This is a genomic window from Enterobacter sp. 61D5 (assembly GCF_034107965.1).
GTDB lineage: Bacteria > Pseudomonadota > Gammaproteobacteria > Enterobacterales > Enterobacteriaceae > Enterobacter > Enterobacter cloacae_M.
In genome coordinates this window covers 118,675-143,674 of record NZ_JAWNFK010000006.1, presented here as the reverse complement: position 1 = coordinate 143,674, position 25,000 = coordinate 118,675, and the positions used below count along the sequence as shown (strand labels likewise).

Annotated in this window: 25 protein-coding genes; 8 read left to right on the top strand and 17 right to left on the bottom strand. The window is 53.9% G+C overall.

All coding sequences use genetic code 11. The features are described 5' to 3' along the window. The first annotated feature begins 115 nt into the window (after nucleotides 1-115). A complete protein-coding gene (locus UTM25_RS05890) occupies nucleotides 116-1,126 on the top strand; it encodes a LacI family DNA-binding transcriptional regulator (RefSeq protein ID WP_194399373.1) in 1,011 nt (336 codons plus the stop codon). A 34-nt stretch (nucleotides 1,127-1,160) separates the two neighbouring features. On the opposite strand, the gene UTM25_RS05885 is transcribed toward UTM25_RS05890, so the two are convergent. The 15 genes from UTM25_RS05885 to pspA all read right to left on the bottom strand — a co-directional run bounded on the left by UTM25_RS05885 (nucleotide 1,161) and on the right by pspA (nucleotide 15,596). Continuing rightward, nucleotides 1,161-2,075 (bottom strand): OmpG family monomeric porin, encoded by a 915-nt coding sequence (locus UTM25_RS05885; protein ID WP_320714455.1) that lies wholly within the window; start codon nucleotides 2,073-2,075, stop codon nucleotides 1,161-1,163. 66 nt (nucleotides 2,076-2,141) lie between these two features. Then, nucleotides 2,142-3,224, bottom strand: a complete 1,083-nt coding sequence (locus tag UTM25_RS05880; RefSeq protein WP_194399375.1) for an ABC transporter ATP-binding protein — start codon at nucleotides 3,222-3,224, stop codon at nucleotides 2,142-2,144. A 10-nt stretch (nucleotides 3,225-3,234) separates the two neighbouring features. Beyond that, entirely contained in the window at nucleotides 3,235-3,903 is a 669-nt protein-coding gene (gene pgmB / locus UTM25_RS05875; RefSeq protein ID WP_194399376.1) for a beta-phosphoglucomutase, read from the bottom strand. Further along, on the bottom strand, nucleotides 3,893-6,172 hold the full coding sequence (locus UTM25_RS05870) for a glycoside hydrolase family 65 protein (RefSeq protein WP_194399377.1): 2,280 nt from the start codon (nucleotides 6,170-6,172) through the stop codon (nucleotides 3,893-3,895). Before UTM25_RS05870 ends, pgmB begins: the two co-directional genes overlap by 11 nt. After that, nucleotides 6,166-7,224, bottom strand: coding sequence for a Gfo/Idh/MocA family oxidoreductase (locus UTM25_RS05865; protein WP_194399378.1), 1,059 nt, complete (start codon nucleotides 7,222-7,224; stop codon nucleotides 6,166-6,168). Before UTM25_RS05865 ends, UTM25_RS05870 begins: the two co-directional genes overlap by 7 nt. 11 nt (nucleotides 7,225-7,235) lie before the next feature. After that, nucleotides 7,236-8,024 (bottom strand): sugar phosphate isomerase/epimerase family protein, encoded by a 789-nt coding sequence (locus UTM25_RS05860; RefSeq protein ID WP_194399379.1) that lies wholly within the window; start codon nucleotides 8,022-8,024, stop codon nucleotides 7,236-7,238. A gap of 17 nt (nucleotides 8,025-8,041) precedes the next feature. Next, on the bottom strand, nucleotides 8,042-9,094 hold the full coding sequence (locus UTM25_RS05855; protein WP_194399380.1) for a zinc-dependent alcohol dehydrogenase: 1,053 nt from the start codon (nucleotides 9,092-9,094) through the stop codon (nucleotides 8,042-8,044). Between the two features lie 28 nt (nucleotides 9,095-9,122). Next, complete coding sequence (locus tag UTM25_RS05850) at nucleotides 9,123-9,965, bottom strand: carbohydrate ABC transporter permease (RefSeq protein WP_194399381.1); 843 nt, start codon at nucleotides 9,963-9,965, stop codon at nucleotides 9,123-9,125. Next, nucleotides 9,952-10,833, bottom strand: coding sequence for a carbohydrate ABC transporter permease (locus tag UTM25_RS05845; protein WP_023312040.1), 882 nt, complete (start codon nucleotides 10,831-10,833; stop codon nucleotides 9,952-9,954). The genes UTM25_RS05850 and UTM25_RS05845 overlap by 14 nt, the downstream gene beginning before the upstream one ends. A gap of 22 nt (nucleotides 10,834-10,855) precedes the next feature. After that, on the bottom strand, nucleotides 10,856-12,148 hold the full coding sequence (locus UTM25_RS05840) for an ABC transporter substrate-binding protein (RefSeq protein WP_194399382.1): 1,293 nt from the start codon (nucleotides 12,146-12,148) through the stop codon (nucleotides 10,856-10,858). A 14-nt stretch (nucleotides 12,149-12,162) separates the two neighbouring features. Next, entirely contained in the window at nucleotides 12,163-13,860 is a 1,698-nt protein-coding gene (locus UTM25_RS05835) for a sugar phosphorylase (RefSeq protein ID WP_275944739.1), read from the bottom strand. A gap of 197 nt (nucleotides 13,861-14,057) precedes the next feature. Then, nucleotides 14,058-14,282 (bottom strand): phage shock protein PspD, encoded by a 225-nt coding sequence (gene pspD, locus UTM25_RS05830; RefSeq protein ID WP_194399383.1) that lies wholly within the window; start codon nucleotides 14,280-14,282, stop codon nucleotides 14,058-14,060. A gap of 12 nt (nucleotides 14,283-14,294) precedes the next feature. Beyond that, entirely contained in the window at nucleotides 14,295-14,654 is a 360-nt protein-coding gene (gene pspC, locus UTM25_RS05825) for an envelope stress response membrane protein PspC (RefSeq protein ID WP_023312044.1), read from the bottom strand. Beyond that, nucleotides 14,654-14,878: an envelope stress response membrane protein PspB gene (pspB, locus tag UTM25_RS05820; protein ID WP_023312045.1), complete on the bottom strand. Its 225-nt coding sequence runs from the start codon at nucleotides 14,876-14,878 to the stop codon at nucleotides 14,654-14,656. Before pspB ends, pspC begins: the two co-directional genes overlap by 1 nt. Before the next feature lie 49 nt (nucleotides 14,879-14,927). Continuing rightward, nucleotides 14,928-15,596, bottom strand: a complete 669-nt coding sequence (gene pspA / locus UTM25_RS05815; RefSeq protein ID WP_029740507.1) for a phage shock protein PspA — start codon at nucleotides 15,594-15,596, stop codon at nucleotides 14,928-14,930. 166 nt (nucleotides 15,597-15,762) lie between these two features. Between pspA and pspF the strand changes: the two genes are divergently transcribed. The 7 genes from pspF (at nucleotide 15,763) to UTM25_RS05780 (ending at nucleotide 23,211) form a co-directional block, all read left to right on the top strand. Further along, nucleotides 15,763-16,740, top strand: coding sequence for a phage shock protein operon transcriptional activator (pspF, locus tag UTM25_RS05810; protein WP_194399384.1), 978 nt, complete (start codon nucleotides 15,763-15,765; stop codon nucleotides 16,738-16,740). Between the two features lie 88 nt (nucleotides 16,741-16,828). Then, entirely contained in the window at nucleotides 16,829-18,469 is a 1,641-nt protein-coding gene (gene sapA, locus UTM25_RS05805; RefSeq protein ID WP_023312048.1) for an ABC transporter substrate-binding protein SapA, read from the top strand. Next, entirely contained in the window at nucleotides 18,466-19,431 is a 966-nt protein-coding gene (gene sapB / locus UTM25_RS05800) for a putrescine export ABC transporter permease SapB (RefSeq protein WP_194399385.1), read from the top strand. Before sapA ends, sapB begins: the two co-directional genes overlap by 4 nt. Then, the gene (gene sapC, locus UTM25_RS05795) at nucleotides 19,418-20,308 is read left to right on the top strand and encodes a putrescine export ABC transporter permease SapC (RefSeq protein ID WP_194399386.1); all 891 of its coding nucleotides are present in this window, start codon (nucleotides 19,418-19,420) and stop codon (nucleotides 20,306-20,308) included. The genes sapB and sapC overlap by 14 nt, the downstream gene beginning before the upstream one ends. Beyond that, on the top strand, nucleotides 20,308-21,300 hold the full coding sequence (sapD, locus tag UTM25_RS05790; RefSeq protein WP_033145732.1) for a putrescine export ABC transporter ATP-binding protein SapD: 993 nt from the start codon (nucleotides 20,308-20,310) through the stop codon (nucleotides 21,298-21,300). Before sapC ends, sapD begins: the two co-directional genes overlap by 1 nt. 1 nt (nucleotide 21,301) lies before the next feature. Further along, a complete protein-coding gene (sapF, locus tag UTM25_RS05785) occupies nucleotides 21,302-22,108 on the top strand; it encodes a putrescine export ABC transporter ATP-binding protein SapF (RefSeq protein WP_023312051.1) in 807 nt (268 codons plus the stop codon). A gap of 161 nt (nucleotides 22,109-22,269) precedes the next feature. Next, complete coding sequence (locus tag UTM25_RS05780; RefSeq protein ID WP_320714446.1) at nucleotides 22,270-23,211, top strand: ATP-grasp fold amidoligase family protein; 942 nt, start codon at nucleotides 22,270-22,272, stop codon at nucleotides 23,209-23,211. Here the strand turns inward: UTM25_RS05780 and UTM25_RS05775 are convergent. Beyond that, on the bottom strand, nucleotides 23,192-24,256 hold the full coding sequence (locus UTM25_RS05775) for an ATP-binding protein (RefSeq protein WP_194399388.1): 1,065 nt from the start codon (nucleotides 24,254-24,256) through the stop codon (nucleotides 23,192-23,194). The genes UTM25_RS05780 and UTM25_RS05775 overlap by 20 nt on opposite strands. Continuing rightward, nucleotides 24,253-24,957 carry a response regulator gene (locus tag UTM25_RS05770; protein ID WP_194399389.1) on the bottom strand — a complete coding sequence of 235 codons (705 nt, stop codon included), beginning with the start codon at nucleotides 24,955-24,957 and terminating at the stop codon, nucleotides 24,253-24,255. The genes UTM25_RS05775 and UTM25_RS05770 overlap by 4 nt, the downstream gene beginning before the upstream one ends. Between the last annotated feature and the right edge of the window lie 43 nt (nucleotides 24,958-25,000).

The window sequence follows — 25,000 nt, the reverse complement described above, 5'->3', positions numbered from 1 at the left end:
CAGAATACAATAAATGGGGACAGATCGTTGATTATCAATTCTTATTTATTGCTATTGCCGTTTTCTCTCCAGTAAGATGAACGGCATTGCTGTCAGTCCGGAGTGAGTAAGGTGTATGTCACCCACCATCTATGATATCGCACGGGTTGCGGGCGTATCGAAATCAACCGTTTCCCGCGTTCTGAATAAACAAACGAATATTTCTCCCGAAGCGCGTGAAAAAGTGCTGAAGGCGATTGACGAATTAAATTATCAGCCCAACAAACTGGCCCGCGCCCTGACCTCTTCAGGCTTCGATGCCATTATGGTTATTTCGACCCGTTCAACCAAAACCACTGCCGGCAATCCTTTTTTCTCCGATGTCCTTCATGCCATTACGGCAAAAGCGGAAGAAGAAGGATTTGACGTTATTTTACAAACGTCAAAAAGCAGCGAAGACGATCTGCTGAAATGCGTGAGTAAAATAAAACAGAAGATGATCAAAGGGATCATTATGCTGAGCTCACCGGCAAATGAATCCTTTTTCACCACGCTGGATGCATATGGCGTACCGGTAGTGGTTATCGGTAAAGTGGAAGGTGAGTATCAAAATATCTATTCCGTCGACACGGATAATTTCCATGACAGCGCCACGCTGACCGAAACTTTTATTAAAAACGGACGCCGTAAAATTGCCTGTCTGCATGCCCCGCTTGATTATCATGTTTCGATCGATCGTCTTGCGGGCTATAAAGCCAGTCTGGAAAAGCACCATATTGCCCTTAACCCGGACTGGATCAGGGATGGCGGTTATACCCATGAGAGTGCGCTTACGGCGGCTCTGGAATTATTGTCTTCACCCACGCCGCCTGATGCAGTATTCGCTACCGACAGCATGAAGTTACTTAGCCTCTATCGCGCAGCGGATGAGTTGAACCTGATGATCCCGGAGCAGGTAGTGATAGCCGGTTACAGTGACCCGATGCTGTCTCTCATTTTAACGCCCGCACCTGGCGGCTTCGATATCCCGACCCGAAAGCTGGGGGAAGAGAGCTGCGATCTTCTTTTCAGGCGTATTGCGGGTCAGCCCGCACCGCAAAAAGTGCTGGTTGACACCCACTTTTTACTGGCGGCCTCGCTGCGCTAAAACCAGGGGTTTAACGCCCCTGGCGTGCCCTCGTTCAGAACGCGTAATTGACCCCAACGCCCGCATAGTGGAAGCGGTCGTTTTTACCCTCGTCATGGTTTTCCCATTCATAGGCGTATTCAAGCGTCATGGATAAACCGTTGTTGAAGTCATAGGCATACTGCATACCCAGGCGGTTGAAATCATGTCCTTCACGCTCAGGATCGTCCTGCCAGTCCCAGTTCGACCAGCGATCGAGCCCCAGTCGGGTGTAAGGCGTTAAGGTCGTCTGGCCCAATGAAATAGGCAGATAGGCGCGAATTTCTTGGGTGGAGAATTCGCCGTTATTACGCGAACCGTTCATATTGAAACCGCGCTCTAAATAGTAATTCACTTTAGCCGCAAAGGTTTCGTTGATGGTCCAGGTAAAGCCCGTTTCGGTTTCGACGCGGCTGTCAGCATAGCCGGTTTTTTCCAGATCGTTGGCAAACTGATACATGGCAAACCAGCCGCTGAAACGCCAGTCATCGGTTAATTTTATATCCCAGTCAGGCTGAACTTTGTAGCGCTGCATATTAGCGCTGCCGTCTCTGGCGCCGTGTTCATCTTTAAAGTGATAGCCATAATTACGGAAGCCGCCGGTCAGACCGAACGTAAAATCATTTGTTCCGATAAAGCGATAGCGTAATTCAAATTCCGGGCGATCAAAATAGGTGCCACGGGTCATGCTGCTATAATCAACCGGCCCCTCCTGATACATCGCCAGAGAAATAGTCCAGGCATCCCAGGTCGCATTAAACCAGACGGAGGGTTCATATAATCCATCTTTATCGTCACCCTGCCCCTCAACGTTTTCGATTTCATACATCGCGCCGATATTAAATTCCCACTGTTTCGCTGTTTCTGATGCTTGTGCACAGCTAACTCCTGCGCACAGCACGAGCGCAGCACTTCTTAGTAGAGTACTCATTTAATTTTCCCTTTATAAGTAACAAACAAAAAAACCGGAAATTTGCATTTCCGGCAAACACCTTTCTTATCTAATAGCCGCTTCGGTTTCAGCGTCGAAGAAATGGCACTTATTCATATCGAACTGGATGTCGATATTATCCCCAGCGGCATAATCATTCGCAGCGCCAGCACGCACAACCAGCTCATGGCCGCCAACGGTGGCGTAAAGCATGAACTCCGCGCCGGTCAGTTCGGCTACGCTGACTTTCGCCGCGATATTCTCACCTCGGCTCTGCAGCGTGAGAATATCTTCCGGGCGGATCCCAAAGAATACGGCTTTGCGCTGATACCCTGCGGCATTCAGTGAAGCGAGCTTGTCCTCTGGAATCTTCAGACGGAGCGTTTCCGTAACAAAATAGCGATCGTCGATAGCGCCGCGAATAAAGTTCATGGCTGGCGATCCAATAAATCCTGCGACAAACATGTTTGCCGGTTCGTTGTACACCTGCTTCGGTGCACCGACCTGCTGAATAATGCCGTCTTTTAAGATCACGATGCGAGTCGCCATGGTCATGGCTTCCGTCTGATCGTGGGTCACGTAAATCATGGTGGTGTTAAGCTTCTGGTGCAGCTTGCTGATTTCAGCCCGCATCTGCACGCGAAGCTTGGCATCGAGGTTGGAGAGCGGTTCATCCATCAGGAACACCCCCGCCTCGCGCACGATCGCCCTGCCCAACGCCACGCGCTGACGCTGGCCGCCGGACAGCGCGCCGGGTTTGCGCTTGAGGTACTCGCGTAATCCGAGGATCTGTGCCGCCCAGTTAACGCGGTCTTCGATAACCGCAGGCGCAATTTTTTGCATCTTCAGGCCAAACGCCATGTTGTCGTAGACCGTCATATGCGGATAAAGCGCATAGTTCTGGAAGACCATCGCAATATCGCGAGACTTGGCGGGCACGTCATTCATGCACACCCCGTCAATAATCAGTTCACCGGCGCTGATCTCCTCCAGACCGGCAATCATTCGCAGCGTGGTGGATTTACCGCAGCCCGAAGGCCCGACGAAGACGATGAACTCCTTGTCTTCGATTTCGAGATTGAAATCCTTAACCACGTGGACCTGGTTATCATAGATTTTCTGAATGTGTTTCAGGGACAGTTGAGCCATTGTTAATTCCTTAGCAATACGTCCGGGATGCCCAAAACTCGATCAGGCATTTCCAGGTCAGTTCCCGCGTTGAATGAAGTTGTAATCCCGCATGGTTCAGGCCAGATCCAATCCCAACCGATAGCATTCCCGCCGCGTTGATCGCCTCAACGCCTGCAGGTGCATCTTCGATACCTATTGCCGCGTCAGGACGCACATTCAGGCCTGCACAGGCGGCGAGGAAGATCTCCGGGTCTGGTTTTGAGCAGCGAATACGGGAAGCATCGACGCAAAAATCGAAGGCCTGATGAATACCAAGCGCGTGCAGGATCCCCGGGGCATTCAGGGAAACGGAGGCGAGCCCAATTTTGACCTTCGCCGCACGGATATCCGCCAGCACGTCGCGAATACCGGGAAGCAGTGAATCCTCCGTCAGCGACGCCAGAGACTGGACATAGAGCGCGTTTTTCTTCGTCGCCAGCGCGAGGCACTGCTCATCGCTAAACGTCCCCTCTTTCCCGCCATGCTTCAGGATGCGCTGAAGGGAATCCATGCGGCTAATGCCCTTCAGCTGTTCGTTAAACACTTCGTCAAAGGTGATGCCGATTTCATCCGCCACTGCACGCCAGGCCAGAAAATGGAGATGTGCGGTATCGGTGATCACACCGTCCAGATCGAATACAACAGCCTTAAGCATCATGGCGCCTCTCCGTGGTAGCGGTCCCATTTTCAGATGCAAGAAAATCCTTATAAGCGCAAATTTTCCGCCCCGATACATGAAGCGTTTTGCCCCACAGCGTCAGCATGGCAGGTGCCGAAGCTTCTATGGTTAACACCTCATTTTCATAGGTGAAGTGCAGCGTTGCGTTCCGCCAGCGCAGAGGGAATGTGAGTTTTTGCCAGTGAGCTGGCAGTTTCGGCGCAAGATGCAACTCCCCTTCTACAATCTGCACACCGGCAAAGCCCTGAATGACGCCGGACCAGATAGCGCCGGTCGCAGCGGCGTGAATTCCATCATCGCAGCTGTGCGGGTCGTCCCCAAGATCAATGGCGACGCCATCGCGCCAAAAGGCGTAGGCACCTTCGGTGTCACCGCAGCGGGCAGTCACAATGCCGTGAATGGCCTTGCTCAGCGAAGAATCATGGATCGTGCGGGGCTCGTAGAACGCCAGATTGGCGGCGCACTGCTGCGGGGTAAACCGCTCCGGCAACAGGTAGGTGAGCATCACCACATCGGCCTGCTTAAGGATCTGCATGTCGTTGACTTCCGAGCGGGAATAATCGAGCAGAATGGTCTGCTTACCCGCTTTGGCTTTGTAGCGGCTCAGATCGATGGCAGGTTTTGCCATAAAGGTATCATCCTGCGGGATCACACTGTCTGAATTGGCCTCCGGCAGCCATAAGCGCGTCAGGAACCGTGTCGCTTTCTGCGTAAAACCTTCATCCTCGCGCCCAAACATCGTCATAAACTGGCGAGCGCAGGCGACGTTGTGCCAGGCCAGATAGTTGGTATAAGCGTTGTTGTTAACATGCTCGGTGTATTCGTCCGGTCCGATAACGTCATGGATTTCGAGACGACCATTGATTTCCGTTGCGCGTCCCATCCAGAACGCAGCGGTTTCCATCAAGAGCGTCAGACCTTCATTCCGCATAAAGGTCTCATCGTGTGTCGCCTGCCAGTAAGCGACGACGGCCCAGGCGATGTCCGCAACGATGTGGTGTTCCGCCAGCGCGGAGGCCACCTTCTGACGCGTGCCGGTTCGGATGTTGATAGCCGCAAATTCCGGCGTCTCTTCCAGCCCGCTGGCGGCGCTTTCCCATGGGAACAACGCGCCGGGCCAGCCGTTGCGACGGGCTTTTTCCCGCGCCCCGGCCAGGTTGAGCCAACGATAGCGCAGCAGACTACGGGCGGTTTGGGGACGCGTGAAGAGATGGAAAGGCAGCAGGAAAATTTCGGTATCCCAGAAGATGTGGCCTTTATACCCCTCGCCCGTCAGTCCTTTGGCGGCGATACTGCTTCGCTCATCATGGGCTGGCGTCATGGCCGTCAAATGCCAGACGGCGTAATCCAGCGCCATCTGATCCTGATGTTCCGTAGAGTCCACCTCCACCCGAGCGTGGCGCCAGACCTCTTGCCAGGCAAACGCCGAACTCTCAAGCAAGGCGTCATAGCCTCTTGCCGCACAGACCTTAAGATCGGCCAGCACGTTGCGGGCGAAAGACGCCTGCGACAGTGCTTTATCACTGCGATGTGCCACCCAGACGATTTTTTCAATCGTGACAGTGTCACCCTTCGCAATCGTTAGCGAATGATGAACGCTGAGACGACGATTTTTGGCGGTGAAACAGCTGTCGCTCTTCGCTGAGAGTTGACAAAACGCCGAAACAACAACTTCAGACGCACGGTCCTGCGTTTCATACACGCCCTGCATGTAATGCTGGTCGAACACTCTGACCGACACTTCATCCAGATGCTGTCTGCCGCTGTTCGTTTGCGTTGCATCAATGCCGGTTTTCAGCACGGCCTGCGTGGCGGCATCAAGCGGTGTGATGGAAAGCTGCATGGCCACTAAGGGTAACTGATCCAGCGACACGAAACGACGACTCTCCAGTCGATAGCGTTTCCCGTCAGGCGAGCGCCAGACGACGCTGCGACGAAGTTCGCCATTGGCAAACGCCAGCTCGCGCTGCCACTCGAGGATTTCGCCTGACAGGAGCGTGAAATTGACGCCATCCAGCTCAACATCAATACCGATGATATCCGGCAGATTGACCAGCTCAGTGGTCTCGTTGCGACCAGCACGATGATACAGACCCGCAAGATACATACCTCTGATTTGCTGGGTGTAATCTTCTTCATGCGCAGCGCGGATACCCATGTAGCCGTTACCGCAAGCCATGATGGAGGCGTATTTATTCAGGCTGTGTGGACAAAACCCCGGGTCGGTTAATACAGACACGTTTAGCATAACGTCACGCTTCCCTCTGTTTCTGCTGATTCATACAGCGCAGCGACGAGCTGCTGGATAACCAGCCCCTGTTCTGCATCAGCGATCATGACGGGCTCTCCCTGCACATGGCGCACGAAGGCATCCATACTGCGCATATGACGCTGGTCGTCAGCTTCTTCACGCTGCGTGAGGGTGACTAAAGTACCGGCTTCGTCGTTGTAGATGTGCGCCGGGAACAGCGTAGCCCCCGCCTTTTCACCGCAGAATGCGACGTTCATGATGGATTGTTCACGGATATTGAGCGCAAACGACGTGTCCAGACGCAGAATGCCACCATTGCAAAATTCAATGGTGCCAAACAGGGCATCTTCAACGGTAAACTGCGTGGGATCCCACGCGCCAAACTGGCCGCTGCTTTTACGGTTTCCCAGCCTCTGGAAGCTGTGTGCCGTCACCTTTTTTACCGCCGGGAACCCCAGCACGTACATCGCGGCATCGAGCATATGGATGCCGATATCAATCAGCGGCCCACCGCCCTGAAGCGTTTTGTTGGTAAAGACGCCCCAGCCGGGAACCCCGCAGCGGCGTAGCGCCTGCGCAGTGGTGTAATAAATTTCTCCCAGCGCCCCCTTCATCACAGCCTCACGCAGCAGTTGCGTATCGAGAGCAAAACGATGGTGAAAATCATACGCCAGCACTTTTCCCGCCTTGCGCGCGGCCATGCGCATCCGATCGGCCTCCTGCGGCGTCATAGCTGGTGGTTTTTCACACATCACATGGCAGCCAGCTTCCAGCGCTGCCATGACGTGCTCGAAATGGAACCGGTTAGGCGAACAGACGCTCACCACATCCGGCTTAACCGCCTCGAGCATGTCTCGCGCATCCTGCCATACCGAGGGAATACCATGACGTTCCGCAAACGCCCGAGCCTGTTCAGGATGGCTGTCCATAACAGCCACCATCTGAACATCACTGCGCGTGGCGTAATACGAGGCATGCACTTTATCCGCGACCTGCCCGGCGCCAATGATGGCGACGCGCAGAGGCGAAGGTGTAGAAGCACTCATCACGCTCGTCATCCTTAGCATTCACGCAAGTAAGTGAGCGAATCCCGGTATGCCTGAGCCGGATCCTCGGCGCGAACACGGCACTCATACACCACGTAACCCTGGTAGTTATCGGCACGCAGCTGATCGAACAGGCTGGCAAAATCGAGGCTGCCGCTGCCCGGCTGGTAGCGATGGTTATCTGCGATGTGCACATGGCCCAGCAGATCGCGGTTCTGATGCAGCGCATCCGTCAGCGAGTCTTCTTCGATGTTCATATGATAGAAATCGCCGATGATCTGCACATGCTTCAGGCCGTTCTCTTCGATGTATCGACGCGCGTCAGCCAGGGTGTTGATCATGTGATCCTGATAGCGGTTCAGCGGTTCCAGGTAGACGGTCGTCCCGGTGCGCGCCGCGACTTCATCCAGCCAGCGCAGGGAGGCGCTAACCGCTTTGCGGTCACCGTCCAGGCTGCGTGGGGAGGTCATTGGCGGCAGTCGGAAGGTAAACATCCCCCACGCGGCAGGCACGATAATGCCCTTGCCACCCACTTCAGCCAGCGCTTCCAGAATACGCTCAATCTGCTGTAATCCGTTCAGACGGCGCTCTTCGATGAAGTCGCCGATCCAGCCATCGTATCCACCGCAGGCCGTCGTCACCGGCAGACCGGTGGCTTTGATGGCCGCTTTAACTTCGTCGAGGTTTTCAACCAGCAGTCGGCCGTCAATTTCGTAGCCATCAAACCCCATCGCTTTGATATACTGGAATTTTTCCATGATGCTGGTCGGGAAAAAGGCCTGGTTTTGTGTTGCGATTTTCATGATTTGCTCTCCTTAGCTTAAAAAGTGACGCCCATTTTGATACTGAGTTCCGGGTGCTGATCGACATACGTCATGTAGCTTTCCGGGCTGGTGGTGAAGGTCACGACCGGGTCGATCAGATCGTCACAATTGAGATAGCCGTTCATCAACAGTTCCCAGCAGGTCTCTTCGATACGCTTGCGGCTCCAGCGCGGGTAGTCCGGGTTTGGTTCGCTGCAGGCGCGGGAGAAGACAATCTTCGCGTTATTGAAATGCGCTTCGCGGCCGAGGTTAAAGCCTTCCGCGAACGGTTTCGCGAAGGCTACGTAGGAGATGGTGCCGCCGTAGGCAAGTCCGCGCAGCGCGGACTGTAGCGCATCCGCAAAGCCGCTGGTTTCGATGATCACGTCCGCGCCCTGCTTGCCGGTCAGCTTTTTGATTTCCAGACCGACATCGGTACCGATTGGATTCAGGCAATGGTCCGCGCCGTGGCGACGAGCGATCTCGCAGCGGCGTTCGATCGGATCAACGCCGATAACCACTGACGCACCGGCTTTTTTGGCCAACTGGATCGCAATCTGCCCGATGGCTCCCAGACCTACCACGACAACAAAGTCGCCCACGCGGACGTTGGCATCACGCACGCCGCTCATGGCGAACTGCGCTGGATCGTAGCAAACGGCGTTCTTCCAGGACGCGCCCTGCGGCATTTTGCGCAGCTTGTAGTTGTTCACCGCGTTGACGATGACTGTTTCCTGCAGCGGGCCGTAGCAGCAGACGCTGTCGCCAATCTGGTATTCAGTGACGTCATCACCGCATTCGATAATGTCGCCAACAATCATGTTGCCAAGCTGGAACTTACCAAATTCGATCCCGCGCGCTGTGCCCTCTTCACGCGGCGTGAACATCTGCCACTCCGCGTTGAATTCTTCATCGATAAACGGACTGGCGGCGCGGAAATCCACCACTTCGGTACCGTGTTTCGGCGCGCCAAAGCGGGCGCGAATTTTCACTTCATGTGCTTCCACAGCACGATCTTCATATTCCACCAGCGCCGCCACGCGTGGCGCTGTCGCTACTAATTTTTTCATGACTGACTCCTTGTTAAAATTGGCCGCCTCAGCCCTTCACGCCACCGGCGGTCAAACCACTTTTAATAAAACGTTCAGACAGGGCATACATGATGACCACCGGAAGCGCCGTCACCAGCGATGCCGCCATCATGCGACCCCAGATATAATCTGGCGTGCTAAAGAGCGTGTTCAGCCCGACCGGCAAGGTAAAATTGCTGGCGCTGGACAGGAAAATGGACGCAAACAGGTAGTCGTTCCACGCCACCATGAAGCAGTAGACAAACACCGATACAAGCCCGGAAATCGCCAGCGGCACGGTGATGCGGAAGATGATTTGCAGGCGGTTCAGGCCGTCCATCATCGCGGCTTCTTCGATTTCGTCCGGGATGGTGTCGAAATAGCTGCGCAGCATGAACACCGCTGTCGGTAACGTTTGGGTCACCATGGTGATAATCAGCGCCAGCTCGGTGTCGTAGATCCCAAGGGCAGTGATGATTTTGAACAGCGGTACCACCAGCAATATTCCGGAGAACATGTAGACGGTGTAAAAACTCGCATTGATCGTCGTGCGGCCCTTAAAACGCAGTTTGGACAAGGCGTAAGCCCCGAGCGTGCCGAGAAACACGGCAATCACCGAGGAGGTCAGCGACACCACCATGCTGTTTCTGAAATAGTCCACAAACGGGAAAATCAGCGGGTTAAAGATGTCGACGTAATGCTGCAGCGTCCACGCCTGCGGCAATATGGTCGGATTAAGCGATATCGCCTCTTTCGCACTCTTAAACGACGTCATTAGCATCACGAAGAACGGGAACAGTGTGATGACCAGAAACACCGCCAGCCCCAGATAAAAACCAATACGGCTCAGTACGCGTTTATTTGTTGCCATTGAGGTTTACCCTTTTTCTGGTCAGCAGAATCACCGCGAAGATGATCACGAACAGCACGACGGAGATCGCCGCAGCTTTACCCAAGTCATTGAAAGCGAATGCCGTTTTGTAGAGGTAAACGCCCAAAATATCGACCTTAGTAGTCAACAGGTAGACATCCGCAAACATGTAGAACATCCAGATAGTGCGGAGCGTCACTACCGTTGCCAGCACCGGCATAATCGCGGGCAGCGTAACGATTCGAAAACGCTGCCAGGCATTCGCGCCGTCCATTTCCGCCGCTTCATACAGTGACTTATCAATGGTCTGCAAAATCGCCAGGAACGAAATGAACGCGTACGGGAAGTAACGCCAGATGGCGAACAGCACCACCAGTACAAAGCTGCTGCCAGGATTGTCGAACCACAGGGGGGCCTGGTCATACAGATGCAGCAGGTCAACGCCCAGATAGTTCACAATGCCGTAGCCGTTGTTGAACATGTATTTCCATGCAAACACCAGCGAAATGGACGGGGTGACGTAGGACAAAATCACCAGTGAACGTGCCGTTTTCCGCAGACGGAATTCACGGTTAAAGAAGATCGCAACCGCCAGCCCCAGCCCCGTGCTGCCGATCACCACCAGCGCGGTGTACCAGAACGTCATCCACAGCGAGTGCCAGAATGCTGCATCACTGAGAATGCGAATGTAATTATCCAGCCCGACAAACACAGCGCTAATGCGCGGGTTAAGCGGCAGACGTAAGAAACTGATTTCAATATTGGAAATCATTGGCCAGGCCACCAGGCCCCCCAGCAAAATCAGGCTGGGGGCCAATAGCAGCATGGCGAAAGGCATATCTGAACGACCAGAAAACAACGTCTTCATAATTTCCTTCCGCAGAGCGCTCCTATCGTTGTGAAATCAGATCGGTCAGACGCTTCTGGCTGTTACTAAGCGTGTTGCTGAGATCTTTTTTCCCCACCGTGACGTTATGCACCATGGAACTGATGATGCCGGACCCGGTAACATCGCCCATGCGTGTGAAGTTTTTGTCGCCCACGGCGCCAAACACCTGCACATTCGGGAACTGCGCAATCAGTTCGTAAGGCAATTGTCCAAACGCTTTAATCACATCGTTGTTTTTCCAGGTATCGGTGCCCACCACCAGCTTGTTCACCGGCAGTGCCGCGCCGGGCGACATCATGACCCAGTCGGTTGCGTTTTGAGCCTGCTCCATCCAGGTCACAAACTTTTCAGCCGCCTGAGTCTCATCTTCGGTTTGACCGGTGGTAATCGTCAGCGACGTGACCATGCCGTAAACGGCAGAAGAGGTTTCTGTTGGGACGACGAAGCCCAGGTTGGCAGGGTTTCCGTCCTGGAATACCGCCGGAAGGATGTAGGTGGAGTACACCGCCATCGGCGCAGAACCGTTCATGAAGGCATCTTTGATCTCCATGACGTCGTTTGAACCCGGCATGGTGGTCGCGGCCAGATCTTTATAAAACGCCAGGGCTTTTGCCATTTCAGGGGTATCGATGTCGACGTTCCCTTTGGCATCAAAAACGTTCGCGCCGCCGGAAAGCGCAAACTGGGAGAATGCCTGCTCCGTCATCACGCTTTCGGCGGTGGGCAGCGCAATGCCGTAATGTTTTTTAGCCGGGTCGTTGAGCCTCTGAGTGGCTTTCAGCAGCTGTTCCCAGTTATGCGGCTCCTGGATACCCGCCGCCGCAAGCGCATCTTTGTGATACCAGACGCCGGATAGCCAGGCGCTGACTGGCACCCCCGTCCAGGCAGAACCGTCTTCCGTACGAACAACACGCAAAATGCCGTCATAGAAGGTGTCCTCGCCTACCGCTTTAATGGCTTCGCCGATAGCTTTGCGATCCAGGAGCTGTTCCTTGTCCATGACTTTCGCGTAGTCATGGCTGACTTCAATCACCTCTGGCAGCGCTCCCGTTCTGGCGAGCGTAATGACCTTGGTGTTGTAGGCATCCTCTTCGACCGGCACCTGTTTCACCGTGATGCCGGGGTTCTCTTTCTCGAACTTTTCGATCAGCTTAGTGATAACCGCCTGACGCTCCTGCTCGACTGACGAGTGCATAAACTCAATAGTGACAGCAGACTTTTTGTCGTCCTTGCAGCCTGATAACAAGGCGCACGAAACGAGTGCTGATATCAGCACAATTCCTGGCATTTTCATTTTTAAGGTCCTTTTTAGTTTTCTTTAATCCACAACACCTGCCATGGATATAGGGTCAGCTTTTTATCTGAAATATCTTCTCCGGCAATCAACTCCGTTCCGGATTGAATATCGGACTTCACCGTTTGAATGCCATCACTGAAATTAAACAACGCTGTTATTTTTTCGCCACAACTCGCCACGCGAACAATTTTTAAAACATGTTCACCTGACGTACTAAAATAAGCCTCACTGTCAGGATGGAATGCTTTTTCCGCCCGGCGCAGCGCGATTAAATGGCTTAACGAGAAATAGACCTGAGAGCGCAGGCTATTTTTATCTTCAAGCATGCTATCAATTTGTCCTGCAGTGTATTTCTCACGATTTATCGCGCGGTTGTATCCGAGGCGTTCAACACCTGCATAATCATTACGCGAGCCGAGAATACTCTGGATATAAACCGCAGGCACACCGGGGAAGCTCAAGAGAACGGCATGCGCCAGAATAAACCGGGCAATCCGTTGGCTGTCAGGACTGTTACGCGTACTTAATGCATCCAGATAGGTCACATTAATTTCATAAGGACTGCGTGTACCATCCGGGTTATTTTTCCAGTTAACCAACGCCCCTTCAGCCTGAAGTTTCTCCACAAGTGAGAGGATTTCCGACTCAGGTAAAATGCCGCGTAACGGATTCAGACCAATCCCGTCATGCGAGGCCAGGAAATTAAACCAGGTGGTTTTCGTTGAAGGCAACTTCAGCGACGCTGCCCACTGGCTCAGCGTCCGGGCGTCCTGACAATGCACCGCATGCAGTACCAGCGGGGGCAAAGAGAACTGATAAACCATCTGCGCTTCATTTTCACCGTCACCGAAGTAAGCAACGTTATCTTTATGCGGAACATTCGTCTCGGTGATAATCACCGTTCCAGGGGCGACAGCCTCGGTAATGGCGCGGAAAAGCTGGATGAGCTGGTGGGTTTGCTCAAGGTGGATGCAGTTTGTTCCGGGTATTTTCCACATGAATCCCACAGCATCCAGACGAATGTATCGCGCCCCTTCAATCAGGTAATGCAGCAGCACATCGACCATCGCGATCAGCACTTGCGGAGAGGCGAAATTGAGATCAACCTGGTCCTCGCTGAAGGTGGTCCACAGGTGGCGCACGCTGCCGTCATGTAGCGTGAAAGGCGTAAGAAGCGGTAAGGCACGCGGACGCGTCACCGCGGATAAGTCTGTTTCAGGATCGACAGAAATAAAGAAATCTTCATAGCCAGGCGTTTGCTTCAGATAATTAGCGAACCATTTGCTTTTGGCCGACATATGGTTGCATACGAAATCAAACATTAAACTAGCTGACTGTTTTAATTCGGCAATGTCTCGCCACGTTCCGGCTTCCGGTGCAACCTCATGATAATCAATAACGGAAAACCCGTCGTCCGAAGACCATGGATAAAAAGGTAAAAGATGAACATGAGAAAAAGAATGAGAAAGCCACTTGTTATAAAAACGTGTAAAAACCGGCAGCGCCTTCTCCCCTTTCGCTGAAAACTGATCGGCATAGGTAATCAGTACAACGTCTTTTTCATCCCAACCCGTTTTACGTTTTTCCGTAATAATAGAAGCAGCCTTTCCAATATTCTCCAGCAGCACATTAAGATTGGATTCAGAAAACGTTTCCCCGTAAACAAGATTAATGAGCTCTTTAATTTTTGCATTCATTTCATTTTCCATGGTAGCGGTCCCACGGAATGGCAATCTACTCCCATGTAAAATATCTGTCAACGGACCAGGGAGGAGAAAAAGGTGTTTGCAAAGCAGCTCAGCGCAATATTGTGAGCTGCCGCAAAGAAAGAACGTGAAAAAGAGGAAATACGGTGAGCCGTCGCCAGTCCCTCACCCGTCAGGGAAAGGACCAGCGCCAGCGGAAATTATTGGGATAAGTAGCGGCGAGAAAGCCGTTTTGCCACCTTTTGCAACAGCGGTTCGAGCGCCACGGCCAGCACCATTCTGACCGGCTTGCGGGCAACGGATTTAATCGCCCAACCCGCCACACCAGCCGGGCCGAACCGTAACGCGGTCAGCAGGACCAGTTTACCTGCGATTTTCAGGGCGGGTTTTACCTTCAGACCGGCCTGTTGCCAGTGTTGTTTCATCTCATCTCTCTCTTAAAGCTGACGAAAGCGACTTCTCAGCGTAAAGGTATCCGACGTGACATAGCGTTCCATTTCCCTTAGCCGCTTCTCACCGGCGGCGAGTTGCTCGTCAACCGCATTGAGAAGATCGCTGCTGGTCGGGGCTCCCTCCGCAGCCAGTTCTCCTTCCGGCATCGGGTCAAGAACAAACGACAGGACGATGTATGCCACCAGGGTAATAAACGCCAGGCCGAAGAAGATCGATAGCACCGCGACCACGCGGACAAGTTTTACCGGGACATCAAGATAGTGAGCCAGCCCGGCGCAAACGCCGCGCACCATGCCCTGCTGTGGAATACGCCACAACTTTTTGTTCAGATTCAGTCCAGACATTAACGGTCCCTCCAGTTTGGATGCTCAGCATCCAGGATGGCTTCCAGCGCCTGAATGCGTTCGCGCATTTTGTTCGCCTCGTCGGAGAGCTGCACCAGACGCTGTTGTTCACTCTGGGAGAGTTCGCCCCGAGAAGAACGGTTGCTGTAGTGCAGCCATAGCCAAATCGGCAAAACGAACAGCACGAAAATTGTCAGGGGAATGGCCAGAAAAAGCGCGCTCATATGTACTCCTTGTCTTATGATGCGGCACGCTCAGGTACCGCAGGAATTATTATTGGTTGTCTTGCTTCATTTTGGCTTTCAGTGCCGCCAGCTGCTCGCTGATTTCATCATCAGCCTTCAGATCGGCGAACTGTTGATCCAGCGACTTCTGCTTGCCGATGCCGTGGCTTTCGGCTTCCGCTTCCATGTGGTCGATACGACGTTCAAACGATTCAAAACGCGCCATCGCTTCATCGAGCTTACCGCTGTCCAGCTGACGACGCACGTCGCGGGAGGAGCTTGCCGCCTGGTGACGCAGGGTCAGCGCCTGCTGACGCGCGCGGGTTTCGCTCAGTTTGTTTTCAAGCTCACCAATCTCTTTCTTCATACGGGTGAGCGTGTCGTCCACCAGCGTCACTTCATGCTCGAGCGTCGCGACCATATCGGCCAGCTTCTGTTTTTCGATCAGCGCCGCACGGGCCAGATCCTCTTTGTCTTTACGCAGCGCCAGTTCCGCTTTTTCCTGCCATTCGTTCAGCTGAGCGGTAGCTTGTTCAATGCGACGCGTAAGCTGTTTTTTCTCCGCCAGCGCGCGGGCGGAGGTTGAACGCACTTCAACCAGCGTGTCTTCCATCTCCTGAATCATCAGACGTACCAGCTTCTGCGGATCTTCCGCTTTCTCAAGCAGTGAGTTGATGTTGGCGTTCACGATGTCGGCAAAACGAGAAAAAATACCCATAATCAAATCCTCATAGTTCTGTTATCGGGCGATGCCCTGCTGTACTAATAATACAAACATCATGCCAAGTTTTTATCTTATTGATTTCAATGAGTCTGATTGATTTTTGCACAGTAAAGTTCTACTCTTACCTGGTGAATATCGCTAAGGAGTGGTTAATTTCATCATGCCTGGATACAAAGACAATTTACTCGGTGAAGCAAACAGTTTTCTTGAAGTGCTGGAACAGGTTTCTCGCCTGGCGCCGCTCAATAAACCGGTGCTGATCATCGGTGAACGCGGAACGGGGAAAGAGCTGATAGCTAACCGTCTGCATTACTTATCCGGGCGCTGGGATGGCCCCTTCATTTCCCTTAACTGCGCGGCGCTGAATGAAAACCTGCTCGACACCGAGCTCTTCGGCCATGAAGCGGGCGCGTTTACCGGTGCCCAGAAACGCCATCCCGGACGCTTTGAGCGCGCCGACGGTGGGACGCTGTTTCTTGATGAACTGGCCACCGCGCCCATGCTGGTACAGGAAAAACTGCTGCGCGTGATTGAGTACGGCGAGCTGGAGCGCGTCGGCGGTAGCCAGCCGCTGCAGGTTAACGTGCGCCTGGTGTGCGCCACTAACGCTAACCTGCCGGAGATGGTGGCGGAGGAGAAATTCCGTGCCGACCTGCTTGACCGCCTGGCCTTTGACGTCGTTCAGCTTCCTCCGCTGCGCGAGCGCAAAAGCGACATTATGCTGCTGGCAGACCAGTTTGCGATTCAGATGTGCCGCGAGCTCGGACTGCCGCTGTTCCCCGGCTTCAGCCATTATGCACAGGAAACGCTGCTGGCTTACCACTGGCCGGGAAATATCCGCGAACTGAAAAACGTCGTGGAGCGCTCCGTCTATCGTCACGGCAGCAGCGAGATGGAGCTGGACAATATTATTATCGATCCTTTTCAGCGCAGCGCGCCGCCGCTACCCGCACCAGCGTCTTCAGACGATGTCCCTACTCTCCCCCTTGATTTACGCCAGTTCCAGAACGACCAGGAGAAACAGCTGCTGGAGCAAAGCCTGAAAACGGCGAAATATAACCAGAAACGGGCGGCTGAACTGCTGGGTCTGACCTACCATCAGTTAAGGGCATTGCTTAAAAAGCATCAAATGCGCTGACAATATCAGCACTTACCTGCAGACATTTTTACGAAGCAGGCGTAAGTGCGATACACTTTGCAGATCGAACCTAAAAACCTTAAAAATTATGCGTCTGGTTTTATCGTCCTTTTTTGCACTCGGTCTGTTTAGCAGCCTGGCCTTTGCCGCGCCCGGGCTAACTCCGCAGCCTGACATTCGTGACAGCGGCTTCGTCTATTGCGTAAGCGGCCAGGTGGATACCTTCAACCCGCAAAAAGCGGGCAGCGGCCTGATCGTGGATACCCTTGCCGCGCAGCTTTATGATCGTCTGCTTGATGTTGATCCTTACACCTATCGTCTTGTGCCTGAGCTTGCGGAAAGCTGGGAAGTGCTGGATAACGGCGCAACCTACCGTTTTCATCTGCGCGATGACGTCGCATTTCAGCGCACGCCGTGGTTTACCCCCACGCGCAAGCTGAACGCAGATGACGTGGTCTTTACCTTCCAGCGCATCTTTAACCGCAACCACCCGTGGCATAACGTTAACGGCAGCAACTTCCCCTATTTCGACAGCCTGCAGTTTGCCGACACCGTCAAGAGCGTGCGCAAGCTGGACAACCGGACGGTTGAATTTACGCTGACGCGCCCGGATGCCTCCTTCCTCTGGCACCTGGCGACCCACTATGCGTCAGTCATGTCCGCTGAATACGCGGCGAACCTGACGAAAAAAGATCGTCAGGAGTTGCTCGATCGTCAGCCGGTCGGCACCGGTCCGTTCCAGCTCGCCGAATACCGCGCCGGGCAATATATTCGTCTGCAGCGTCATGAGCATTTCTGGCGCGGCACCCCGCTGATGCCGCAGGTGGTTGTCGATCTCGGTTCAGGCGGGACAGGACGTCTGTCAAAACTGCTCACCGGGGAGTGCGACGTACTCGCCTGGCCCGCGGCCAGCCAGCTCACCATTTTGCGTGACGATCCGCGCCTGCGCCTGACGTTACGTCCCGGCATGAATATCGCTTATCTGGCCTTTAACACCGATAAGCCGCCGTTGAATAACCCTGCCGTACGTCACGCTCTGGCGCTGGCGATTAACAACCAGCGTTTAATGCAGTCGATCTACTACGGCACGGCGGAAACCGCCGCCTCAATTTTACCGCGCGCCTCGTGGGCCTATGACGGTGAAGCTAAAATTACGGAATACAATCCGGCAAAAGCACGTGAACAGCTGAAGGCGCTGGGGGCGGAAAACCTCACGCTGCAGCTTTGGGTGCCAACCAGCTCCCAGGCGTGGAACCCGAGCCCGCTCAAGACCGCCGAACTGCTGCAGGCAGATATGGCGCAGGTGGGCGTCAAAGTGATCATCGTACCGGTTGAGGGCCGTTTCCAGGAGGCGCGCCTGATGGACATGAATCATGATTTAACCCTGACCGGCTGGGCGACCGACAGTAACGATCCGGACAGCTTCTTCCGGCCGCTGCTGAGCTGTGCGGCGATAAACTCGCAGACCAACTACGCCCACTGGTGTAACCGGGAGTTTGACGCCGTGCTGCAAAAAGCGCTGGCTTCCCAGCAGCTGGCCTCACGCATCGACGCCTATGATGAAGCGCAGAAGATCCTTGCCCAGGAACTGCCGGTGCTGCCGCTGGCCTCCTCCCTGCGCCTTCAGGCCTATCGTTATGATATTAAAGGTCTGGTGCTGAGTCCGTTCGGCAACGCCTCGTTCGCCGGCGTGTCGCGTGAAAAAGAACAAGAGGTGAAAAAACCATGATTATTTTTACCTTACGTCGGCTCCTTTTGCTGCTGGTGACGCTCTTTTTCCTGAACTTTGTCGGCTTCAGCCTGAGCTATTTCACGCCCCACGCCCCGCTCCAGGGGTCGTCCCTGTGGGATGCCTGGCTCTTCTGGTTTAACGGGCTGCTGCACTGGGATTTCGGCGTGTCCAGCATCAACGGACAGCTGATTTCCCAGCAGCTGAAAGAGGTGTTCCCGGCCACGATGGAGCTGTGCATTCTGGCCTTCGGCTTTGCCCTGATGGTTGGCATTCCCGTGGGCATGCTGGCCGGGATCTACCGCAATAAATGGCAGGATAAGTTTATCAGCGCCCTCGCCCTGCTCGGCTTCTCCATCCCGGTATTCTGGCTGGCGCTGCTGCTGACGCTGTTCTTCTCGCTGACGATGGGCTGGCTGCCGGTTTCGGGTCGTTTTGACCTGCTCTATACGGTTAAAACGGTGACCGGTTTTGCCATCATTGACGCGTGGCTGTCCGATTCGGTGTGGCGCCATGAGATGATCGTCAGCGCCCTGCGCCATATGGTATTGCCGGTGCTGACCCTGGCTGTTGCGCCGACAACTGAAGTGATCCGTCTGATGCGCCTGAGCACCATTGAGGTATTTGACCAGAACTACGTCAAAGCCGCCGCCACGCGCGGGTTGTCACGCCTGACCATACTGCGCCGCAACGTCCTGCACAACGCGCTGCCGCCGGTTATTCCGCGTCTGGGATTACAGTTTTCCACCATGCTGACGCTGGCCATGATCACCGAGATGGTCTTTAGCTGGCCTGGCCTGGGGCGATGGCTGATTAACGCCATCCGCCAGCAGGACTACGCCGCTATTTCTGCGGGCGTGATGGTGATTGGTTCGCTGGTGATTATTGTTAACGTGTTGTCCGATATTCTGGGTGCCATGGCCAACCCATTGAAGCATAAGGAATGGTATGCCTTACGATAGCGTATACAGTGAAAAGCGCACGCCCGGTGTGCTGCGCACCGTGTGGCGTAAATTCTATGGTGATACCACGGCAATGATCGGCCTTTACGGCTGTGTCGGCCTGGTGTTGCTTTGCGTCTTTGGCTCGTGGTTTGCACCGTACGGTATTGACCAGCAGTTCCTTGGCTATCAGCTGCTGCCGCCGTCCTGGTCGCGCTACGGCGAAGTCTCTTTCTTCCTGGGAACGGACGACCTTGGACGTGACGTGCTGAGCCGTCTGCTGAGCGGTGCAGCCCCGACGGTGGGCGGCGCATTTGTGGTGACGCTCGCGGCTACGATCTGTGGGCTGGCGCTCGGTATTTTTGCGGGATCCACCCATGGCCTGCGTTCGGCGGTGCTTAACCATATTCTGGATACGCTGCTGTCGATTCCGTCCCTGCTGCTGGCAATCATTGTTGTTGCCTTTGCCGGTCCGCACCTGTCGCATGCCATGTTCGCCGTCTGGCTGGCTATCCTGCCCCGCATCGTTCGCTCGGTTTACAGCATGGTGCATGATGAGCTGGAAAAAGAGTACGTCGTCGCAGCGCGTCTGGACGGCGCGACGACCTTTAACATTCTGTGGTTTGCCGTGCTGCCCAACATCGCCGCCGGGCTGGTCACAGAGATCACCCGCGCCCTGTCGATGGCAATCCTGGACATCGCGGCGCTCGGCTTCCTCGATCTCGGTGCACAGCTGCCGTCGCCCGAATGGGGTGCGATGCTCGGCGACGCGCTGGAGTTAATCTACGTGGCACCGTGGACGGTCATGCTGCCGGGTGCGGCCATTATGGTGAGCGTGCTGCTTATCAACCTGCTGGGCGACGGTATTCGCCGTGCAATTAACGCGGGGGTGCAATAATGCCGCTTCTTGATATTCGCAACCTCACCATCGAATTCAAAACCGGTGAAGGCTGGGTTAAAGCCGTCGATCGCATCAGTATCACCCTTGCGGAGGGTGAAATTCGCGGGCTGGTGGGGGAATCCGGCTCGGGAAAAAGCCTGATTGCCAAAGCTATATGCGGCGTGGCGAAAGACAACTGGCGCGTGACGGCAGACCGTATGCGTTTTGATGATATCGATCTGCTGCGCCTCTCCCCTCGCGAGCGGAGAAAGCTGGTCGGGCATAACGTCTCGATGATTTTCCAGGAGCCGCAGTCCTGTCTCGATCCATCCGAACGCGTGGGTAAACAGCTCATGCAGAACATTCCCGGCTGGACCTATAAAGGCCGCTGGTGGCAACGCGTTGGCTGGCGCAAGCGCCGCGCCATTGAGCTTTTACACCGCGTCGGGATCAAAGATCACAAAGATGCGATGCGCAGCTTCCCTTATGAGCTGACCGACGGCGAATGTCAGAAAGTGATGATTGCCATCGCGCTGGCAAATCAGCCGCGTTTGCTGATTGCGGATGAGCCCACCAACGCGATGGAACCCACCACGCAGGCGCAAATTTTCCGCCTGCTGTCGCGTCTCAACCAGAATAACAACACCACCATTTTGCTGATCAGCCATGACCTGCAAATGCTCAGCAAATGGGCGGATAAAATTGACGTCATGTACTGCGGGCAAACGGTCGAAACCGCGCCGAGTGAAGATCTGATCGGCGCGCCGCATCATCCGTATACGCAGGCGCTTATCCGCGCCATTCCAGATTTCGGCAGCGCGATGCCGCATAAGAGTCGCCTGAATACCCTGCCGGGGGCGATTCCGCTGCTGGAATCCCTGCCGATAGGCTGTCGTCTGGGGCCGCGGTGCCCCTATGCTCAGCGTAAATGTATCGAGACGCCACGCCTGACCGGGGCCAAAAATCATCTTTACGCCTGTCATTTCCCGCTGAACATGGAGAGAGAGTGAAATGGTCGAAACCTTACTGGAAGTCCGCAACCTGAGTAAGACCTTTCGCTACCGCACGGGGCTGTTTCATCGTCAAACTGTCGACGCGGTGAAGCCGCTGAGCTTTACGCTGCGTGAAAAACAGACTCTGGCGATCATCGGCGAGAACGGTTCCGGGAAATCTACCCTGGCGAAAATGCTCGCCGGCATGGTTGAACCCACTGCAGGCGAAGTTTTGATTGACGATCATCCTCTGACGTTCGGCGACTACTCTTTCCGCAGCCAGCGCATCCGCATGATCTTCCAGGATCCGTCTACCTCGCTTAACCCGCGCCAGCGTATTTCGCAGATCCTCGACTTTCCGCTGCGTCTGAACACCGACCTGGAGCCAGAGGCGCGCCGTAAGCGCGTATTTGAAACCCTGCGTATGGTTGGGCTGTTGCCGGATCACGAAAGCTACTACCCGCATATGCTGGCCCCCGGCCAGAAACAGCGCCTGGGACTGGCGCGTGCGTTGATTTTGCGGCCAAAAGTGATCATTGCGGATGAAGCACTTGCCTCGCTGGATATGTCGATGCGCTCGCAGCTGATTAACCTGATGCTGGAATTGCAGGAAAAACAGGGGATTTCGTATATCTACGTTACCCAGCATCTGGGAATGATGAAGCACATCAGCGATCAGGTGATGGTCATGCACCAGGGAGAAGTGGTCGAGCGCGGCAGCACGGCGGATGTGATGGCCTCTCCGCTTCATGAACTGACAAAACGGCTGATTGCCGGTCATTTCGGTGAAGCATTAACCGCCGATGCGTGGAGAAAGGACCGCTAAGCGCGGCGCTCCACAAAAACTACCCCATTAAATTAAGGATTAAATAGCCTGCGTGCGCTATTTAATCCTTTAATTTTTCGTCTCCATCCCTGCTCCATATTTTAAGCAATATCAATCAACAGTTCTTCTCCAGAATATCCGGACATTACGGAGGAGAAGAAATGAACACCGCCACTTACGTTTTAAAATACACAGAGTATCTCATCAGAAAATGCCGCTCATTTTTAATGACGGACCTGCACTTTCATACCGTGAGGCTTAAGAAAACAACCGGGAAAACCCCTGACATTCAGTCACCCACGACGTTGAGTGAAAAAATATGCCATCGTCTGGTTTATGATCATAATAACCTCTACACGATGCTTGCCGATAAACTCGCCGTTCGGGCATACGTTTATTCCAGAACAACGCGCGTGAAAACGGTGCCATTAATTGGTGTTTATACCAGACCATCGCAGATTGATTTTTCTGTACTCCCTGACAAATTCGTCCTTAAGTGCAATCATGACAGCGGCAGCACAATAATATGTACAAATAAAGCGCAATTTAATGTCAGGGAAGCATGTAAAAAGCTGAGCCTTGCGTTAAAGAAAAATCTTTACTACACCACGCGTGAATGGCAGTACAAAAACATTACGCCGAGTATACTTTGCGAGCCGTTTGTCGATCTCTTCGACGATGCTGACAGAAACACAACGCCCGAAATGCTGAGGATCCATTGCTTTCACGGCGTTGCCCACTATATAGAAGCGGATTTTACGGATGATAACGGCAAAGGGTTTATCAACGTTTATGACAGGCACTGGAACTTACAACCCTTCCGGATGGAATATCCGAATACTTCAGCAACTCCTGTCGAACCGCTCTTGTTCCGTCAGGCACTGTTGGCCTCCCAGGAACTGGCGGATGGAATTGACTACTGCCGCGTTGACCTTATGCTAAAACAAGACGAAATCTATTTCAGCGAAATAACCTTAAGTCCGAGACGCGGTAAACTGACGATTACACCGCAGGAATGGGATGCTAAGTTAGGAAAAATATGGCATTTATCGCCGGCAGGCACATTTGACCTGCCGCTGAAGCTCACGAGTCGGGCCAGGTGAGTTTAAATATCGAGTGGTTTTGCGTCGATAAGGTATAGGTAACATCGCCACCATGAGCCAGCATGATGGCTTTTACCACCGACAAGCCCAAGCCACAGCCTTCCGGGTTCACATGTCTGGCGCCATTATCGCGCTGAAAGGGCTGAAACAGAAAATCATGAAACTCTCTGGGGATACCCGGTCCCCCGTCCTGAATAAGGATATAATTGCCTTTATCAGAAACGCCATTTTTCACGATGAGCGTGCGCGAGGTTGAATAGTGTAAGGCATTATCAAATAAAACGGTCAGACACTGATTGATGCGCAATGGATCGAATACGCACTGCTGCTCCCTCAGGTCTGTATTAACGGTAAACGCCTTACGGCTGAACTCGGGCATGAACGTATCGAGTGCGTTCTGTATTGTCCCTTTTAGATCGGTTCTGGACTGGCATAACGTGTATCCCGCCCCGCCATCCGAACTGACAACCCGGAGATCTTCAATCAGGCGGGTTAACCCTTCCGTCTGTTTGAGAAGATTATTAAACAGCACCGGGTCCGGGGTAAAAACGCCGTCAACCAACCCCTGAAGCCGTCCGCGTAAGATCGTGACCGGGGTTCTCAGCTCATGCGCGATAGCGGCATTCCAGGATTTCCTCTGAATATCCAGCGTCTGTAATTTTTCCGCCATTTCATTGAAATCCGTCACCAGGTGATTGATCTCACCCAGCCGGGAACTGGCGCAAAATGCCCTGGCGTCCAGATCACCCTGAGATATCTTTTTCAGGCTGGACGCTACCGCGTTTAGCGGGGTGAGTATCCGTGATGAAAGCTTGACCGTGAAAAAGAGGGCAATAATCATACTGATCGTAGTCGCGGTCCCAATCCATGCCCAATCCCACATCGTCATCTGCTCGTCATCGCCCGCAGCAGGGCCGCCCGGGAGGTGATCCAGAATAAAGGAGTAAAAAAACCAGGAGCCGAGTATGGCGATGGCAATGATCGTAAACGTCAGCAACAGCATATACGTTAAGATCTGACGACTCAGGACAGACTCTTTGTTCATTTCTTTTCCCCAAGCCGGTAACCCATGCCTCTGATGCTCTCGGGAACACCGTAAAGGCCGGCAATCTCCAGTTTTTTACGCAACTTGCTCATGTGGCTGTCGACCGTTCTGTCGAGCGTATCCCCTTCCGGCAGACACGCGTTGAGTAGCTCTTCGCGTGAGCAGACCTTTCGCGGATATCTCACCAGGTATGTGAGCAATTTAAATTCGGTCGTCGTTAATACCGGGGAGACAACCTCTGCCCCCACGGTGACTTCCACGTAGAAGTCATCCGGGTAGACCGTAATAAATGGCGTTCTGAGCGGCTGGGAACCCGCCTGCTGAAGCGCGGGTTTTGTCCTGCGCAGCACCGCCTCAACCCGGGCGACGACTTCAGAAGGGTTGAAGGGTTTGATCACGTAATCATCCGCGCCCAGCCTCAACCCCATGAGCTTATCGACATCCTGATCGAGAGCGGAAACCATAATGACGGGGACAGCGCTTTCCTGACGAAGCGTGGTAAGTACGCTCCAGCCGTCACATACGGGCAGGTGAATGTCCAGCAATATGAGATCCGGTTTATGGAGGCGATTGAGTGCTATGGCCTGTTCGCCCTGCCTGGCTCGGAGCGTTTTCATTCCCGAACGCTCTAAGTAGCTCATCAATATATCGGCGATTTCGTCTTCATCTTCAACAACAAGGATCAGCGTATTTTTGTGCATTTTATCTCCGCGGGTGAAATCCCTTTGAGCTCGCTATCAGATA

Bases quoted from the DNA above. Each gene is read 5' to 3' on its own strand.
- UTM25_RS05870 (WP_194399377.1), bottom strand. From the start codon at position 6,172: ATGCTAAACGTGTCTGTATTAACCGACCCGGGGTTTTGTCCACACAGC.
- pspC (WP_023312044.1), bottom strand. From the start codon at position 14,654: ATGTCTGGACTGAATCTGAACAAAAAGTTGTGGCGTATTCCACAGCAG.
- pgmB (WP_194399376.1), bottom strand. From the start codon at position 3,903: ATGATGCTTAAGGCTGTTGTATTCGATCTGGACGGTGTGATCACCGAT.
- pspD (WP_194399383.1), bottom strand. From the start codon at position 14,282: ATGAAACAACACTGGCAACAGGCCGGTCTGAAGGTAAAACCCGCCCTG.
- UTM25_RS05835 (WP_275944739.1), bottom strand. From the start codon at position 13,860: ATGGAAAATGAAATGAATGCAAAAATTAAAGAGCTCATTAATCTTGTT.
- sapD (WP_033145732.1), top strand. From the start codon at position 20,308: ATGCCGCTTCTTGATATTCGCAACCTCACCATCGAATTCAAAACCGGT.
- sapC (WP_194399386.1), top strand. From the start codon at position 19,418: ATGCCTTACGATAGCGTATACAGTGAAAAGCGCACGCCCGGTGTGCTG.
- sapF (WP_023312051.1), top strand. From the start codon at position 21,302: ATGGTCGAAACCTTACTGGAAGTCCGCAACCTGAGTAAGACCTTTCGC.
- UTM25_RS05850 (WP_194399381.1), bottom strand. From the start codon at position 9,965: ATGGCAACAAATAAACGCGTACTGAGCCGTATTGGTTTTTATCTGGGG.
- UTM25_RS05880 (WP_194399375.1), bottom strand. From the start codon at position 3,224: ATGGCTCAACTGTCCCTGAAACACATTCAGAAAATCTATGATAACCAG.
- UTM25_RS05890 (WP_194399373.1), top strand. From the start codon at position 116: ATGTCACCCACCATCTATGATATCGCACGGGTTGCGGGCGTATCGAAA.
- UTM25_RS05885 (WP_320714455.1), bottom strand. From the start codon at position 2,075: ATGAGTACTCTACTAAGAAGTGCTGCGCTCGTGCTGTGCGCAGGAGTT.
- UTM25_RS05770 (WP_194399389.1), bottom strand. From the start codon at position 24,957: ATGCACAAAAATACGCTGATCCTTGTTGTTGAAGATGAAGACGAAATC.
- pspF (WP_194399384.1), top strand. From the start codon at position 15,763: ATGCCTGGATACAAAGACAATTTACTCGGTGAAGCAAACAGTTTTCTT.
- sapB (WP_194399385.1), top strand. From the start codon at position 18,466: ATGATTATTTTTACCTTACGTCGGCTCCTTTTGCTGCTGGTGACGCTC.
- UTM25_RS05845 (WP_023312040.1), bottom strand. From the start codon at position 10,833: ATGAAGACGTTGTTTTCTGGTCGTTCAGATATGCCTTTCGCCATGCTG.
- sapA (WP_023312048.1), top strand. From the start codon at position 16,829: ATGCGTCTGGTTTTATCGTCCTTTTTTGCACTCGGTCTGTTTAGCAGC.
- UTM25_RS05855 (WP_194399380.1), bottom strand. From the start codon at position 9,094: ATGAAAAAATTAGTAGCGACAGCGCCACGCGTGGCGGCGCTGGTGGAA.
- UTM25_RS05840 (WP_194399382.1), bottom strand. From the start codon at position 12,148: ATGAAAATGCCAGGAATTGTGCTGATATCAGCACTCGTTTCGTGCGCC.
- UTM25_RS05860 (WP_194399379.1), bottom strand. From the start codon at position 8,024: ATGAAAATCGCAACACAAAACCAGGCCTTTTTCCCGACCAGCATCATG.
- pspA (WP_029740507.1), bottom strand. From the start codon at position 15,596: ATGGGTATTTTTTCTCGTTTTGCCGACATCGTGAACGCCAACATCAAC.
- UTM25_RS05780 (WP_320714446.1), top strand. From the start codon at position 22,270: ATGAACACCGCCACTTACGTTTTAAAATACACAGAGTATCTCATCAGA.
- UTM25_RS05775 (WP_194399388.1), bottom strand. From the start codon at position 24,256: ATGAACAAAGAGTCTGTCCTGAGTCGTCAGATCTTAACGTATATGCTG.
- pspB (WP_023312045.1), bottom strand. From the start codon at position 14,878: ATGAGCGCGCTTTTTCTGGCCATTCCCCTGACAATTTTCGTGCTGTTC.